The sequence below is a fragment of the Tenacibaculum insulae genome, assembly GCF_964512435.1.
Classification (GTDB): Bacteria; Bacteroidota; Bacteroidia; order Flavobacteriales; family Flavobacteriaceae; genus Polaribacter; species Polaribacter insulae_A.
The window spans coordinates 230,229-245,606 of record NZ_OZ208512.1 but is presented as its reverse complement, the minus strand read 5'-3'; the positions used below and the strand labels follow the sequence as shown (position 1 = coordinate 245,606).

The window sequence follows — 15,378 nt, the reverse complement described above, 5'->3', positions numbered from 1 at the left end:
AATTACAGCCAACGTGTTTGTGTTATGATTTGTGGCGTTTTCAAGCACTAAATTTAGTAAATAAAAACCGAATAGAAAATCCGCAAGGATTTTCGTAAGTAGGCGAGTATTAGCCATTAATTATACACGGTGTTGTGCATAGTGCTTTTCACGTTCTACTTGGTTTTCCGATGTTTGTTATTTGGTTCGGATTAAGCGTTGGCAAAGACTTACTCTTTTACAGTTTTGGTGAAGCTTGGAAGGAGCGACTGTAAATGTGTATGGTTTTTAGCGTTGGCTTTTTGTGTTACTAATTATCAAACTTGCAATAAGCCCTATTCCGACAATTACGTCCACAATATTCCATATTTCTCTACCGAGTGCTATCTTGAAAAACGGTTGAAAGAGTAGTGCAAGTCCTCCGTAAATAATCATTTCCGTTTTATTTTCCTTTTCTCTTGCTGAATATGCTAAAATTCCAAATCCGACTAGTGTCACAAAACGAACAAGCTGATAAAATCCATAAGGCATATCTAACAAGCATAAAAACAATAATATTGCTAATGCAATTTTAATTATTCTAATCATTTTTTATTAACGATAAATTGGCATTTCAGGATAAGGTATATATTCATCTAGTAATGGTGTTATACCGGTTTTTATGGCAAAAGTAAAAGCTAGCAATATAGCAGAAAACAATATTATTGATTGTAAGTTGTTATTAGCGACTTCGACAAAAATACTTTCACCTTTACTCAGTAAATTAAAAAGTAATGTTGAAATCCAGAATAAAACAACAAAAATCAATAATGTAATTGCAAAAAAGATACAATAAAATGAAACTTCTTTAAATATCAAATTACTACTTTCTAGCTGACTAGGTAATATTTTGGTAAGTGTTTGGAATGTTGTGAATAACTCACTAAGTAATAAACCAATTGAAACAAACAAAACTCCTTTAAAATAAGAGATTGTTATAGGATGTTCATTTTCTGAAAGTTTATTTTTTAATTTAAATTTCACAAAACTATTTAAAAGAAATACAGAAACAGCTGTACTTACTAAAACTGCTAATAAAGTTAAAATATTTGTCATATTGATAATTATTTATTTGATATTAAAGAAATGTGCCAAAATCTCATATCGGAAATTTCTCGTGAGATTAAACCTGGTGGACTGCCTTTTTGAGTAGTTTCCCAGACTATATATTTTTTTCCATTTATGAGTTTTGAAATACCTTGGTATGGCAGATTTATTCCAATTATTGAATGTTTATAAAGCTCGCTTGATAACATTGCAACATCGTAATTATAATGATTAAGTATTGTAAATAGTAAAAGAGTTCTAGTGTCACAATCACCTTTTAAGGTTGACATAAATTCAACAGGTGTAAGTAGGCCATATCTCGTATTACTTAAACAGTTACCATCTCCATTCAAATACTCTTTTATGAATTCATCATTATATATACTTGCATCACACGCATCACTCAATATTAATGAGTAAGGTATATCTTGAATTAAAGAAACAATAACCTCTGCAAATTGAATTTTATTCAAACTGTTTTGGGACTGCAAGCTATCTAACTTAGAATATACCAAGTCGAGCTTTTTTAAATCATAGTTGTGGATAGTGGATACAATTCTGTTGTATTGAGTTGTATTATTTAAAGGAATTGATAAATTATTTCTTAGTTGAGAAGCATCTTGATAATCAGACAATCTTATTTCTAAGTCTGTTTCGTACAATTGGTTAGTATAATCTTGCCAAATTCTGTGATGTGAAATTATACTATCTCCAATTATTGGGTTCAATTTTGTTTCACTTATTTCTTTTTCATTATCAAAATCAATATTTGTTTTTGAAACAGTTGTTTTTATAGAGTTTGAAAAAAGTGAAATTATACCAAAAACGGTTAATACTAAAATTGCAATACCAGTAAACCTAAAAAACCATTTAAAAAGATTTAAAAATACATTGCTTAAAAGTGAGATTAAATATATTATTCCTATTAAAATTGCGATTGGTAAAATAATTTTCCATCCAAATATTAGAAGAGGAATTATGATAATTCCAGCTACAATGATTTGAATTATTAAACCTAAGGTTTCCCAAAATGAAAAGTCTGAATTAGTTTTGTATTGTTTTTCCCAAGAACCCCAATATTTAGATTTGTCAGAATAATAATATTCCCAACGCTTGTAGTTTCCATTTAATTCTGTGTTACCAGTTTGCTTTTTTGTTTTAACCTTATCTGGTAATGTGGGTAAAGTAGTTTTTTCTGTTTTTTTATCATTAATTTCTACTTCAACATATTCAATGTCAAAATGCTTTAAATACCCTGAAATACTTCCTGAGATATCGCCAAACACTTTATTGTTTTCATAAACCTGACTTGAAAGCTTGTAATTACTAAGTTTTTTGTCATTTAAATTTACATTGTAGGTTTTGGTTTCCCCGTTTTCATAAGTAATTTCAAGTGGTAAATTTTCTGGAAGCTTTGTTAAGAATTTTTGGATATTTTGAAACTTTTCTGGTTCGCCTGTTTCCCAATGTCTTATGTTTGACTTTTTCTTAGTAGTTTTAATCTCACCAGAAATTACTTCAAGGTCATAAAAATTTTCGTGTTTTACATCAGATTTTCTTGGGTCAAAATACCCAATAAATTTGCCTTTAAACTTACCTTTTATGTAAGTCCTTCTCTCAATATGGTTTTCTATGATTTCATATTTAGGCATATAAACTAGCTAATAAATCTTCTTCTTTGTGAATCTCTCTTTTATTTACTATTCTTTTTGTGTTAAATGGTGCATCAGAGTAATGTTCTGTAAAATGAACATCAATACCATAATTATGTCGAATAATTTCATTGTACTTTTCCTTAAAAAGTTCGTACTCATACTTTACTAGATGTGATTCTACATAGTGTTTTGTCTTATAGAATATACTGTCTTTATGTATAAAAATTTTAAGATATGTTGGAATAATAAACATCGAAATAATCAAAATTGTTATTAACCAACATATAGGATATTTGTTATTCAAAATGATAATACCTTGTATGTAATAATTAGACTTGTTAACTAATTTGTTCATTGAGGCAATTAGTGAAGACTTTCGTTCATTTCTATTTTTAATTAAATTAAGATAGAATTTATCATTTTTTCCAACTAGAAGTTTTTCGTATTCTAAAATCTCTTTATCTATGTACTTACTAGTTGTTTTTGTGTAACGTTTAATTTTTTCTTTTTTGAATGATAAAATTTCGTATTCAATTTGTTTTGAAAAAACAATACTTTCAATAGGCTTGGACACAATAATTGCAATAAAAGCAATAAAAATTAGCCGTATTCCAACTGAAATAAATCGAGCAAATTTATTTGGAACGTATGGAAATCCAGTTTTTGATAATGTGTAAAGTAGAAATAAGTAAATATTGGTAATCATCCAAGCAAAAAATAATCCAATCAAAATACCTCCCCAAAAATTTTGAAGTAGTTTAGTAAAAGCAAAATAACAGCTCGTAAAGGATAATGTAAAAATTACTGCAACCAAAATCCCAATAGACGTAAAACGTCTTTTGGTTTTATTGTTACACTTGGCAATTACGTTTACATCATCACCAGATAGTGTCCAAAAAAACTGTTTAAGTTTCATTTCTCTTAATATTATACAGTATCAGACTTGATAAATGATTCAGGGTTTTTATCTATTTTTTTCATCATATCCTCTTTGTATTTGGATATGGCATATTGGGTTAATTCTTCTTGAGCTTTTAGTAGTTGTTTCTTTTCTAGTAATAACTTTTCTGATTCGAGATGTTTAATTAAATCTCGCTCTTGACCATTTTTATCTTTATGGTAATTGTATTGAATATAAATGCCTTGTTCTGCTTTAATTAATTCTTGTACATTTTGTTTAAGGAAATCATAAGGTGATTTTATCAGCATTAATTTAAAGAAAATAGGTGTCAATTCTATTGCTAAAAAAAGTAAAGTTATAAATAACGAAATCCAAAATCCTGCTATTTTATGTGCTAACTTTATTCTTTCTAATAAACCATCTAAACCAGATGAAACGACCTCTGCATTGCTGATATCTTTTTGCTTGTTTACCTCAAATTTTTTAATACTCTCATAAGATTCTTCTACTAAGGGTATATTTTTATTTTTTATTATTTTGATTTCTTTATCCAGCCTTCCCATTTGCTGTTCAATTTTTTTTGCCTCTGGTCCATATCCACGAGGTCCAGCTTGACCACTCATCTCTTTAGTAAGCAAATTTTCTAATTCAACATATCTCTCTTCTTTATTTTGAATTTCACTTTCCCATTTATCAATTTTATTCGTTTCATTTTGAATCCTATCTGCATAGATTGAATTAATTTCACCAAGGTATTCTTGCTGTTTCTTCATTTGCTCTGTATGAAGTTCAGCATCAATCTCAGATTTAAACATTCTAATTTCTACAGGTTTTGAAATTGTTAATGCTATAATTGTACCCATAAGCAAACGAGGAATTGCACCTTTAAGTTCATCCCAAGTAATTGCCTCAGTACCATCACCAACTCCTGTACTTGAAACAATAAAGCGGTCAAGATTGAAAATCATCAAACCCCAAAATATACCGAAAACTACAGAAATTAATGATGTAGTCCAGCTTACAGTATCGACTTCTATAGCAGATCCTTTTGGTTCAAAAATTGTATAAAAAGCATATCCTCCAGCTAATGCTGCCATTAGTCCAGTAGCGACAATAATACCACCAAGGCACATATATTTAACTTGGTCAGAATAAGTTGAACGCTCTAAGATGTAACTGTCACCTCCTGAGGCTTTCCAGAAGAATTTCATTATTTTTGAACCTTTTGGGCTTTTGTAGAAGTCTCTTTCCATATTTTAAGATTTGATTGGATAGTTTGATTTGATAAAAGGCTCAAATTGCGCCTTTAATTTGATTGGAATAATAGTGGTCTTTTTTAATTTAATACTCTTTGGCTCTTTCAAATGATAAGAACTTATCAATATATTTTTTAAATTTTGTTGGGAAAACGGTATTGAGGTAAGATTTGTTTTTTTATAATTTGCATCAAATTTATTTACAAGAAAAGGTAATTGGGTTTTAATAACTATGTCTCTAATTTCTTTTTGACCACCTATTCCAAAGAAGATTATTTTTATAGGATTTATTTTACCTTTTAGAATAATCCTTGTGCTTGACGAATTACCCGTTAATATTCCTAAACCCTTTATTAAGATTTTGTGACAACCTGTTGTTTGCCAATTTAATTCTGCCTCATTTCCTTGAATAATTATTTTGGTAGTGTACAAAAAGTTATTTACTACAAGTTTTTTAGTAAAAAGTAAATTTTTCACAAATAGTAATGAGCATATAAAATAATCATAAAACACTTTTAATTTGTGAGTTATATTTAATATCATTGATTTGGTTAGTGTTTGTTAGTCGGTTTTGATTTTTCTAAAATACTATTTATTCTGTTTCTTTTCTTACGGTTTTCCTCATTTCGGTTGAGCGTTGGCAAAAAAAAACAGCTCTTTTGGTTTTTTCAGCGTTGGCTTATGTGTTGGCAAAAAACCAAATGTGCTGTTTGCACGTTGGCGTTTTTGTTCAAATGTTCAATTTCAGCACGATTCGATTTTCGCATTATGCACAACGTGTTTGTGTATGATTTCGTTAAGGAAAAGAGCGCAGCACTTTTCCGAATTTGAACGAAAGATAGTAAAAAAGCGAGGAATTTCCGCAAGGAAATTCTACCTTAATGAATTATGCGCGTTGTTGGGTTTTCGTTTTATATGTTTTTAGTTTTTTTCCGCTGTTTTTGTTTTAATTCCGTTTCAATTAATATTTTAGAAAACTTTTCACGCAAAGAGTTTAATTCCGCGGTTTTGATTCTCACGCTCTGATATTAAATTCCATTTTTCAATATTTCTGAGGTTTTTCCAAAAATAGAAGCGATAGATTTAAACTTTTAAAACTCACATTTTTCCGTTGTTGATTTTTCCGCAATAATTCTCAACTGGAATTTTTCCGTTTGTAAAAATGATTCTTAAAAACCGAGTGTTTTCAAAATGTTTTTTGATGTTTTTCTGAAATTAATATAATTAAAAGCTGAAATTTTTCAAGCTGATTTTTATGTAACGAACAATATTTCAATAGAACTTTTCCGAAAATTTTTCCGTCATTTAAAAATTTACTTTAGATACTAAAAACATTGATTTATAAAATTTTTTTGTATTGTCCTGGTATAGGTTGACCTTTTTTCAGGTTAATTTATACCGTTCAAACTATTTTTTTAGCCGTTTAGAAGGCAAAAAACATTTTGAACTATGTTTATTTTTAAATTGTTAGTTCAGTCAAATTTACATTATTTTTTCGATACGATTTGTATTTGATGTTTGGATTTAAATACACTTCCGCAGGTTTCCTTAAGTCAAGGCTAAAATGAGTTCTTAAATTGTTATAAATATCTACCGCCTGTTTAGCTAACTTTTGAGCAATAGAAGTATTTTTAAGACAGTTTCTCAGTCCATGTTCATATTTCAACGTTCTATTGATTCTCTCAGCAATAGCGTTTTCATACGGGTCATATTGCTCTGTCATACTCATTGTTATTCCATTATTTTCAGCAAACAGAGTATATTCAGGGCAACAGTATTGCATACCTCTATCAGAATGATGAATCAATTTTTTAGATGGATATTTTCTATTTTTTAAAGCCATCTTTAAAGCGTCTTTACAGAGTGATACTCTCATATGATTATCTAGTTTGTATCCCATAATTTTCTTTGAGTATGCATCTGTTACAATAGCTAAATAGTTGTGTCCATTTTCTGTTTTAATGTATGTAATGTCGCTTACCCAAAGTTGTTCAGGTCTCGTAGGTATTTTGTTTATAATGAGGTTTTTGTACTTTTTAAATAAATGATTAGAATTCGTGGTAGTTATGTAGTTTTTGAGTTTAGGAACCAGTAAATTATGTAGTCTTAATACTTCAAAAAACTTATCTCTACCGATTTTAATATCTTGTTCAATTAACTGATTTTTAAGTTCTTTATATAGTTTTTTACCTCCAGTTCTGGAGCTTACTTTTTTACGATATTCTTTGACCATCGTAATTATTTTAATGTCGTTAATAGCTTTGGTTTGTTTTACTTTTTCTCTTTTGTAAAAGGCTTGTTTACTAATCCCAAAACATTGATAGAACCATTTTCTTTTAAACGGTTTTTCTTTTTTAGTGCTATCTCTTTCGCTAATGTTTTGGGCAACGACTTTTTTGACATACCAACACCTGTGATGATTTCCATATCCGCAATAATATCTTGCTGAAAGTCTTTTACAAACTCCAGTTCTTCAATACGTTCCTTTAGTTTTTTAATTTCATCTAATTTACTCATACCAGTATTTTGTTGCATTAAAGTAGTATATTTTTTGATCCAATAGGCAATTGTAGTTCTTGGAACGACATATTTTTTGGAAGCAAAGTTAGTAGAGATCTGACCATTTAGAATTTGGTCAACGACAGATAATTTGAGTTCGAGTGTTACTTTTTGATAGCTTTTTTTTCGCCAGTGTTCATTTTGTGTTTTCATAAGTGACTATAATTAAATGTTTATTTTTTAGTCAACCTATTTCAGGACGATTCAATTGGTAAATGTTTGCCAACGTTTTTGTATATGATTTGTTGCGTATTTCAAGCACCTAATTTAGTAAATAATTACCGACCAAGAAAGTCCGCGAGGACTTTCGTAAGTAGGTGAGAAGCTAGCGATAAATTATATATGATGTTGGCATTTCGTTGTTTTTTCAGAGATTATTATTACTTATTGTTTAGAAAATCTAATAACATAATTTCTTCTTTATCTATTTCCCAACTTTTAAAATCTATATTCCATCTTTCTTCTAAGAATAAAAACATTTTAATTCCTCTATCTTTTATTTCGGCAGATGTCCATTTATCATAACTTGAAACTTGTATTTCACTATACGCTCCATTAAAAAAACCAACTTCGTCACCTTCTTTATTAATATGTTTCTTTTTGAAGTCAAAGCATTTATTTTGAAATTCCGAATTTTTTGATTGACCAAGAAGCACTAAGTTTCCTAAACTGTTTAGTAGTTTTATTTTTTCTTTTTTCGAATATTTTTTAAATTCAGAAGTCCAACAGGTGTGTTTAGGTGTTTGAGGATAAATGTGTTCAATAGTGTCTTCTTTTTTACGTTCATTAAAGTCTGACCAGGAAATTTTTTGGTTACCTTTTGCTTTGTTTTGTAAATAAAGCTCATATTCAAAAAGAAAATAACGCAATCCATTCCAAGAATAAAAGCCATCTCCTTTTTCATTTTGGTCTTTAACATAATTTTGAAATTTTTCAAGGTCAAACCAGCCGTGATAAACATAGTCTTCTCCCTTTCCAGATTCTCCTTGTGTTAACCAATCAACATCGTTAATTACTTTAAAAATATCTGTTTCCCCTTGTCCCCAATAGTCTTTACCAAAATAAAACATATTTGATAATCTGTAGAAGTGGCTATTTTTTGTATTCGATGGTCTTTGCGACATTCTAAATACGAGAAAAATAAATCTTTCAGCTGATTTTAGTAAAGGCAAAAATTCTTCTTCTTTACATTTACTCATTGTTGCCATAAATAATGGTGGAAAAGCACTCATTCCTAGTCTATTGAGTTTCTGTAGCCATTCTTTTGTTTCATCATTATAACTTGAATATTGAGCATTGAAAATATAAAACCAAGATTTTACTGATTTTGATAAACTGTCTATATATTCTTTAATATCAGTTAGCTCAACTTTTCCTTTAATAGCATTTTTAGCTGTAAATTTTTTGTTAAGTAAAAACTTAGCATAGGAAGCAGATTCTTTTCTGTCATACTTGAAATACATAATCCAATGATTACGAAGAAAATCATCATCATCCATTGGATTATCTTTGTTTTTTCCTAAAAATTCGTATATGGTTTTCCAAGTTTCGTTTATGTCTTTTCTTAACCTTGTTCTTATATCAATATCATCATTTAATAATGTTGAAAGATAGATTAATCGATTTTTTAAGAGTTCTAAATTAGATAAAGGTTTCCCTCTGTTATTCATTGTCTCGAAAGTAACATAAACATCTAGTTCTTCATCGATTTCGTAAAAATTAAATTTAAACTTAGATGTTATTTTTTTGAAAATTTCTCCAATTTCTTTTTTTTCAAGTTTTTCTAATTTTTTTTGAAAAAAGTCTTTTGCTATTTTTAAATTAAATGTATAAAGTGTTTGTTCTGGTACTTTGTCTGCAGTTGAAGATTTTTGTTCTAATATTTTAGTTTTAAAGTATTCATCACTTGGATTATCTCGTTCGTAACCAAAAATGTAGGATTTATAATTGTCTCCATACGCTTGGTATAAAAATTTATTTACCCAATATGATTTTTCTTTAAAGTTTATACCTTCGTCATCTTTAAATAGGTTCAAAATTTCGTTGACAAGAATTATAGAAGTAGTTAATCTTTGTTGACCATCGATTAAGTAATATGCACTCAAATCACGTTCAAAAAGCCATAAATCATCTTGCCATTTTTCAATATTTTTAACACTTGATTTTGAAATTGACTCAACAGTTAAAAGTCCGGTATAATGGATTTTGTCTTCTTTAAGATTTATTAAATCTTCCCAAAAATCTTCAAGTTGATTGGTTTCCCAAGAGAAACCTCTTTGGAAGTCAGGAATTCGAAAAAATTTCTCATTAAATATCTCGGTTAGTGATTGAAGTTTATTATCTGCCATTTAAAGTTCTGAATTTTTTTATAATGAATGCCAACGTGTTTGTGTATGGTTTCGTTACGGAAAAGAGCGCAGCAATTTTCCGAATTTAAACCAAAGATAGTAAAAGTGCGAGGATTTTCTGCAAGAAAATCCCCCGTAATGAACTATACACGTTGTTGGGTTTTCGTTATGTTAGTTTTCTGTTTTACTTTTTAATGTCAAAATAATTTTCCCATAATTATTTCCATAAAGAATTTAAATTCCGCAAACTTGGTAAATTCCGCGATTTATTCTCTTTTTTTAGTATTTAATTCTGTTTTTATTTTACTTTTCCGCAATTATTCATAAAGAATTTTAATTCCGCAAACTTGCTAAATTCCGTGATTTGTTTTTTCTATTATATTCTATTTTATTCTTTCTGAGATTTTTCTAAAGTAAGAGCTTTGAAAATTTAACTCTAAATACTCCAACTTTTTACAGAACAATTCTCAACTGGAATTTTTCTGTTTTTGAAAAATATAATTAGAAAACAAAAATTTTCAAATTATATTTTTACGGTTTTCTGAGAAAATTCCAATATAGTTTTTCCACAAGTTTTTCTAATATTTTAAACTCAATTAAAAATCTAAAAGTTTGAATTTTTACGATTTTTTGTTAATGAAACCCAACGTGTTTGTATAAGATTAGTTGTGTGATTTAAGCACTAAAGTTAGTAAATAAATTACAGATAGAAAGTCCGAAAGGACTTTCGTAAGTAGGCTAAAACCAGCAATTAATTTTATACGGTGTTGGCAATAGTTTTTACTTTATAAATAGTCCGTTTATCTTTTTTTGTGTTTCATTGTTTATCCCAAACTTTTTTGCATACCTATCAAGTATTTTTAATTCAATTTCCGTTATTTCTCCATCTTCCATAATGTCTTTTAATTCTTCTATGTATAACAATTCACTTTCGCTGAAGATATTAGCAATTACTTCTTTTTCTGCATTTATAGCTTCACTTTCTGTTAGGCCATATTTTTTTATTTTTCTATTTAAAATCTTTCTTTCATTCTCGTCAATCACACTGTCATCTTCTAACATAAATAATACATCTTCTTTATATTTTTCAATTTCATTGTTTGTCTCAGAAATTTCAATTGTTTTTTTCTGTTCTAGCAATTCTTTATCTTGAAACTGAACAGAAACAGCCCATTCTAATGTTTCGCTAGAGTTAGTATTAATTTCATTTTCTTTATTGTAATCAACTCCAATTTTTGGTAATAAAAATTTTAGTTCAGCGTTTATTTTAGTAATTTCATTATTAGAAACTATTTCATTAAATGTACTAACTATGCTTTCTGTATGAACCTCTATATTTCCTTTTATTCTTTGATTTACCAACCTTTGCCAACTAGTTTCTGAATTATACCAAATTAAGTCTTCAGGAACGTAAGGTTTATTAATCGGTTTAAAAATTTGTACTTTTTTAATGCCAAATAATTCCATTTGTTTATTCTCTTCTTTCCTGTTTTTTTCGTAGTTAGTTTCAGCTTTTATTGCTTTATAATCGAGTTTGGCATCAACTTTTAAAGAAGATTTTGAATTCTTTTCTCTTGATTTATTATTAGAGGTGTTAATTTCAATTTTAGTTGCTCCTAAGCATTGCATTAAATAACAGAATTCAGATATTCTATCTTTAAATAATTCTTGTTTAATTTTTGCTAATGGTATATAATAATTATGTTTTAATGGATGGCAAGTGTATAAGTTATTTATATGTGGATGTCCAAAAGGAAAAGAAATATCTAAAGGAAGATTTTGTTTGTTTAGAGTAAGAAAGTTTTCAGTTGGATGTATTTTGTTACTTATAAAAACTTGTTTTCTACTATGAACTGAAACTTTTGAAAACTCATTAACTAAAGCATTGTAATATTTTGTTTTTGCATCTTTAATAGCCTTAGATTCTCCTTTACTGATAAAGTTATTATTGTTTTCTTTAATAAGTTTTTCACAAAACCCTATATTTTTAATAGCTAAATCAAATCGTTTCATTTCGTAACAAATCTCACTTTTTAGTTCATAAGCTAAAAAATACATTTCATTTACGTCTTCTTCATTTTCTTTTTTTAATTCATTACATAATTCGATTAAATCATTTATAGCTTTTAATGATTTATCTAATTCATTTAAACGAAGTAAAAGTTTTGATTTATGAAAACTTGCTATAATATAATCTTGTGAATATTCAGTGTTATTATCTATTTCTAAAATAACGTCATTTGTTAAATTTAATGCTTCTTGATACTTTTTTTGTTCAATTAAGTTGTCAACTCGTTCTTGATAGTTTGATTTTATTTGACTTAAATCAACATCTTTAATTGAATTAAAAAGTTTTAATAATTCCCTACATGTTCTTAAATTTGAGGTAGCAAAACGTTCAGAGTAAATATCGATTGTATCTGTACTATTTGTGATGAAAAATCTGAAAAACAAATCTTTATCTTGATCTTCTAATAGTTTTATTTCATCTACTTCATCCCATTGTACTATTCTTAAATTGTCTGGTTTTTTATTGGAACCTTGTGTCTCTTCAGAGTACAAAGAAATTAAGTAACTTTCATTAAAGATTGAAGAAAAATAATGATTTCTATCCATTCGTGTAAAACGGCTAGAATTGTCTTCAAAGATTTCATTTATGAAAATAGCTAGATAGTTATCCTGTATTGTTAAAACTTCTTCTTCAAATGCAGTGTTATATTTGTCAATTAACCTGTTTATAACATTTCTATCTATATTTTGATTGTAAGTATAAACTTTACCAGAGAAGTTTAATTTAACTGTATTCTTTATTAAAAACTTATCAATTAATTCTTTCATAAAATTAGTTCGTTTTATTAGATTTCAAATAACCCATATTTAAATAGTCTGTAGATTTAAAATCTAATTCGTGAAGACTCATAAAAGCTTTATGTATTTTCTCAACATCTTCAAATGGATTTGAATTCATTATACTGATTTGTACAGACAATCCTTTGTCTACGAATTCTCCATTAACATTCATTTTTTCTTTTGTTTTAATTTCAAATGTTGCCATAACTTTTTTTTAATTTATGAATTTAATTAGTTGTTTTTTTCTACGGAAAATCGTAATTAGTTTGTTTTTATGTAATTAGTTGGCGGTTTCGCATTAATTATTGCCAACGTTGTTGTATATGGTTTGTTGCGTGGTTAAGTACCTAATTTAGCAAATAAAAACCGAATAGAAAATCCGCGAGGATTTTCGTAAGTAGGCTAGAACTAGCAATAAATTATATACGGTGTTGTGCAACGTTTTTTCTTCAGGTTTGTTATTTGTTTTTAATCAATTCTCCAACTTTTGAATTGAAATTTTCTTTATTTATCCCAATCAATTCATTAGTAGCTTTTAAATAACTTTCTAATCTAACTTGACTTCCAGCATTGATTAATTTTGAAATACCGTCTGCACCTTTTTCTTTTTCAACTTGGTTTGCAATAATTCCCGATATTACAGAACGTACTGAAATTTCACTTGCGATATTGTTGAAAATCTTTTCATTATTGCTAAAAATCTCAAAAATGTTTGTGTTAGGATTTTTTGTTAGATAATCTTTTAGTTCGGTAACAAGTCTTTCGTTTGTAACCATTTCGCCATTTTTGTCCGTGTAATAAGCGTTTCCCCAAGCATAGGCAATTCCTTCTTCTGTAATCCAGTTCCGGTTCGCACGTTTGTTTATTTGTCCTGAATAGTAATGGAACATATCGTGAGAAAAGTCCTCGTTGTTCATTACCGCAAAAATTGTTTTGCTATCCACTCCGTAACCATCTCTATATTTGCCGTTTGAATAAAGAGAATATCCAAATCCCAAAAGCTCAGAAATCTCTTGGAAATTATCAGTCATATAAAAATCTAATTTTTCTGGTTTCAAACCTAATTTTCCAGCTATCTCAATATTTTTATTGTCGAATATTTTAGCTCTTTCTATATTAATGTTCTCTCTAAAATGGTAAGTTATATTACCTACTGTTTCTGTTTTCCAATATCGTGTCAAATAATCAAGAGGAACAGAAAATGTGAACTTGTCACTTGATTCTGTTGCTATTAGATTTATATTGTAGAGTAGAATTGGATTAGTTTCTGGATTTTGATAGATATAAGAGATTGTTATAAAATATTTATCTTTCGAAATTGGATAAATATTTATCAATTGCTTGTCTTGATTTTTTTTAGCTGTACTGTCCTTTTTTGTTTCGTAGTTCACTAACTCTTGAAGCTGTGATTTTGTCAAATCTGCTCTTTGTGGTGTTAGCAAATCTTCATTTAGCTTACCTTGTTTCATTTCTAAAAAAAAGGTTTCCAAACTTTGGTTAAAATTCTGTTTTGTAATAGAATCCATTGAGTTTTGCAAAAATCTCGGAATTTTAATAGTTTTTTGGGCAATTGCAGAATTAAGGGCAAAAATTAATATTAATGTTACGATTTTTCTTGTCATCTTGATTTTTTAAATGTTGCACAACGTACTTGTGTATGGTTTCGTTACGGAAAAGAGCGCAGCAATTTTCCGAACTTAAACCAAAGATAGTAAAAGTGCGAGGATTTTCTGCAAGAAAATCCCCCGTAATGAACTATACACGTTGTTGGGTTTTAGTGCTTTTTGTTTTATTGTTTTTTAGTTTATTTATTTCCATTTTTCATTCCGTTTTTGTGTTCAATTTCACGTTTTTAAAATAAAATTCCATAAAATTATTCAATTCTGCGTTTGAGTAAAAAATTCCGCAAAGTTGAGTTTCCATTTTTCATTCCGTTTTTGTGCTCAATTTCACATTTTTAAAATTAAATTCCATAAAATTATTCAATTCTGCGTTTGAGTAAAAAATTCCGCAAAGTTGAGTCTCCATTTTTCATTCTGTTTTAGTTCTCAATTCTACGTTTTCAAAATTAAATTCCATAAAATTATTCAATTCTAGGTTTGAGAGAAAATTCCGCAATAATAAGTTTCCTTTTATAATTGTATTCCTTTATTTTTCTCAAGATTAAATAACTTTTTTTGTTCTTAAAAGACTAAAATTTTTGAAATTCAACGAGATTTTTTTGCATTAAACCCAACGGTTTTGTGTTATGAAAAGTTGCGAATTTTGTGAGCGGCAAATTTTCCGCAGGAAAAATTGACAAACGCAAAAGAGCAACAACTTTTGATTAAGCTAAAAATAAGCAATTTTTTATACACGTTGTTAGCAAATGCGTGTTTTTTTATGCTTTCCTATTTTTCTTTTAAAATATATTCCGCAAAGATTTTAATTCCGCCGTTTTTGATTTTCACGTTGTGATATTAAATTTCACTTTTTCAATATTTCTAGGATTTTTTCACAAATAAAGTCATAGATTTTAGCAAGAGTTTTTAGTTACGTTTTGCTCCGTAAATATGTTTTTAAGTTTTATATAATAAAATTTTCCTGCTTAAAATTTTTGCAATTAATTTAATTGACACTTTCTATTCCGCAATTCAATTTTTCCGGTTTTTGAATAAGTTTTCACGTTTAATATTTTTATAAAGATCTTATTTTACGTTTTGCTATTCAATTTTTCCAACTTTATATAAAATTCTCAGATTTAA

Annotated in this window: 12 protein-coding genes; all 12 read right to left on the bottom strand. The window is 28.1% G+C overall.

All coding sequences use genetic code 11. The features are described 5' to 3' along the window. Nucleotides 1–267 precede the first annotated feature (267 nt). The 12 genes from ACN5J5_RS00995 to ACN5J5_RS00940 all read right to left on the bottom strand — a co-directional run bounded on the left by ACN5J5_RS00995 (nucleotide 268) and on the right by ACN5J5_RS00940 (nucleotide 14,256). Nucleotides 268–567, bottom strand: coding sequence for a DUF6804 family protein (locus ACN5J5_RS00995; protein WP_418645499.1), 300 nt, complete (start codon nucleotides 565–567; stop codon nucleotides 268–270). 6 nt (nucleotides 568–573) lie between these two features. Continuing rightward, nucleotides 574–1,074, bottom strand: a complete 501-nt coding sequence (locus ACN5J5_RS00990) for a hypothetical protein (protein ID WP_418645498.1) — start codon at nucleotides 1,072–1,074, stop codon at nucleotides 574–576. 8 nt (nucleotides 1,075–1,082) lie between these two features. Beyond that, on the bottom strand, nucleotides 1,083–2,717 hold the full coding sequence (locus tag ACN5J5_RS00985) for a hypothetical protein (protein WP_418645497.1): 1,635 nt from the start codon (nucleotides 2,715–2,717) through the stop codon (nucleotides 1,083–1,085). Next, on the bottom strand, nucleotides 2,710–3,636 hold the full coding sequence (locus ACN5J5_RS00980) for a DUF4407 domain-containing protein (RefSeq protein WP_418645496.1): 927 nt from the start codon (nucleotides 3,634–3,636) through the stop codon (nucleotides 2,710–2,712). The genes ACN5J5_RS00985 and ACN5J5_RS00980 overlap by 8 nt, the downstream gene beginning before the upstream one ends. An 11-nt stretch (nucleotides 3,637–3,647) precedes the next feature. Next, nucleotides 3,648–4,874 (bottom strand): DUF4407 domain-containing protein, encoded by a 1,227-nt coding sequence (locus ACN5J5_RS00975; RefSeq protein ID WP_418645495.1) that lies wholly within the window; start codon nucleotides 4,872–4,874, stop codon nucleotides 3,648–3,650. Nucleotides 4,875–4,877: 3 nt separating this feature from the next. Further along, the gene (locus ACN5J5_RS00970; RefSeq protein ID WP_418645494.1) at nucleotides 4,878–5,420 is read right to left on the bottom strand and encodes a hypothetical protein; all 543 of its coding nucleotides are present in this window, start codon (nucleotides 5,418–5,420) and stop codon (nucleotides 4,878–4,880) included. Between the two features lie 916 nt (nucleotides 5,421–6,336). After that, nucleotides 6,337–7,185, bottom strand: coding sequence for an IS3 family transposase (locus tag ACN5J5_RS00965; RefSeq protein WP_418646516.1), 849 nt, complete (start codon nucleotides 7,183–7,185; stop codon nucleotides 6,337–6,339). Further along, nucleotides 7,149–7,589: a helix-turn-helix domain-containing protein gene (locus ACN5J5_RS00960; protein WP_418645493.1), complete on the bottom strand. Its 441-nt coding sequence runs from the start codon at nucleotides 7,587–7,589 to the stop codon at nucleotides 7,149–7,151. Before ACN5J5_RS00960 ends, ACN5J5_RS00965 begins: the two co-directional genes overlap by 37 nt. Before the next feature lie 227 nt (nucleotides 7,590–7,816). Continuing rightward, nucleotides 7,817–9,784, bottom strand: a complete 1,968-nt coding sequence (locus ACN5J5_RS00955; RefSeq protein ID WP_418645492.1) for a DUF262 domain-containing protein — start codon at nucleotides 9,782–9,784, stop codon at nucleotides 7,817–7,819. Between the two features lie 780 nt (nucleotides 9,785–10,564). Continuing rightward, entirely contained in the window at nucleotides 10,565–12,622 is a 2,058-nt protein-coding gene (locus ACN5J5_RS00950; protein ID WP_418645491.1) for a hypothetical protein, read from the bottom strand. 4 nt (nucleotides 12,623–12,626) lie between these two features. After that, entirely contained in the window at nucleotides 12,627–12,839 is a 213-nt protein-coding gene (locus ACN5J5_RS00945; protein WP_418645490.1) for a DUF6140 family protein, read from the bottom strand. 253 nt (nucleotides 12,840–13,092) lie between these two features. Then, the gene (locus ACN5J5_RS00940) at nucleotides 13,093–14,256 is read right to left on the bottom strand and encodes a hypothetical protein (protein ID WP_418645489.1); all 1,164 of its coding nucleotides are present in this window, start codon (nucleotides 14,254–14,256) and stop codon (nucleotides 13,093–13,095) included. Nucleotides 14,257–15,378 lie beyond the last annotated feature (1,122 nt).

Coding starts and splice junctions, on each gene's coding strand:
- ACN5J5_RS00995 (WP_418645499.1), bottom strand. CDS start 567: ATGATTAGAATAATTAAAATTGCATTAGCAATATTATTGTTTTTATGC.
- ACN5J5_RS00990 (WP_418645498.1), bottom strand. CDS start 1,074: ATGACAAATATTTTAACTTTATTAGCAGTTTTAGTAAGTACAGCTGTT.
- ACN5J5_RS00985 (WP_418645497.1), bottom strand. CDS start 2,717: ATGCCTAAATATGAAATCATAGAAAACCATATTGAGAGAAGGACTTAC.
- ACN5J5_RS00980 (WP_418645496.1), bottom strand. CDS start 3,636: ATGAAACTTAAACAGTTTTTTTGGACACTATCTGGTGATGATGTAAAC.
- ACN5J5_RS00975 (WP_418645495.1), bottom strand. CDS start 4,874: ATGGAAAGAGACTTCTACAAAAGCCCAAAAGGTTCAAAAATAATGAAA.
- ACN5J5_RS00970 (WP_418645494.1), bottom strand. CDS start 5,420: ATGATATTAAATATAACTCACAAATTAAAAGTGTTTTATGATTATTTT.
- ACN5J5_RS00960 (WP_418645493.1), bottom strand. CDS start 7,589: ATGAAAACACAAAATGAACACTGGCGAAAAAAAAGCTATCAAAAAGTA.
- ACN5J5_RS00955 (WP_418645492.1), bottom strand. CDS start 9,784: ATGGCAGATAATAAACTTCAATCACTAACCGAGATATTTAATGAGAAA.
- ACN5J5_RS00950 (WP_418645491.1), bottom strand. CDS start 12,622: ATGAAAGAATTAATTGATAAGTTTTTAATAAAGAATACAGTTAAATTA.
- ACN5J5_RS00945 (WP_418645490.1), bottom strand. CDS start 12,839: ATGGCAACATTTGAAATTAAAACAAAAGAAAAAATGAATGTTAATGGA.
- ACN5J5_RS00940 (WP_418645489.1), bottom strand. CDS start 14,256: ATGACAAGAAAAATCGTAACATTAATATTAATTTTTGCCCTTAATTCT.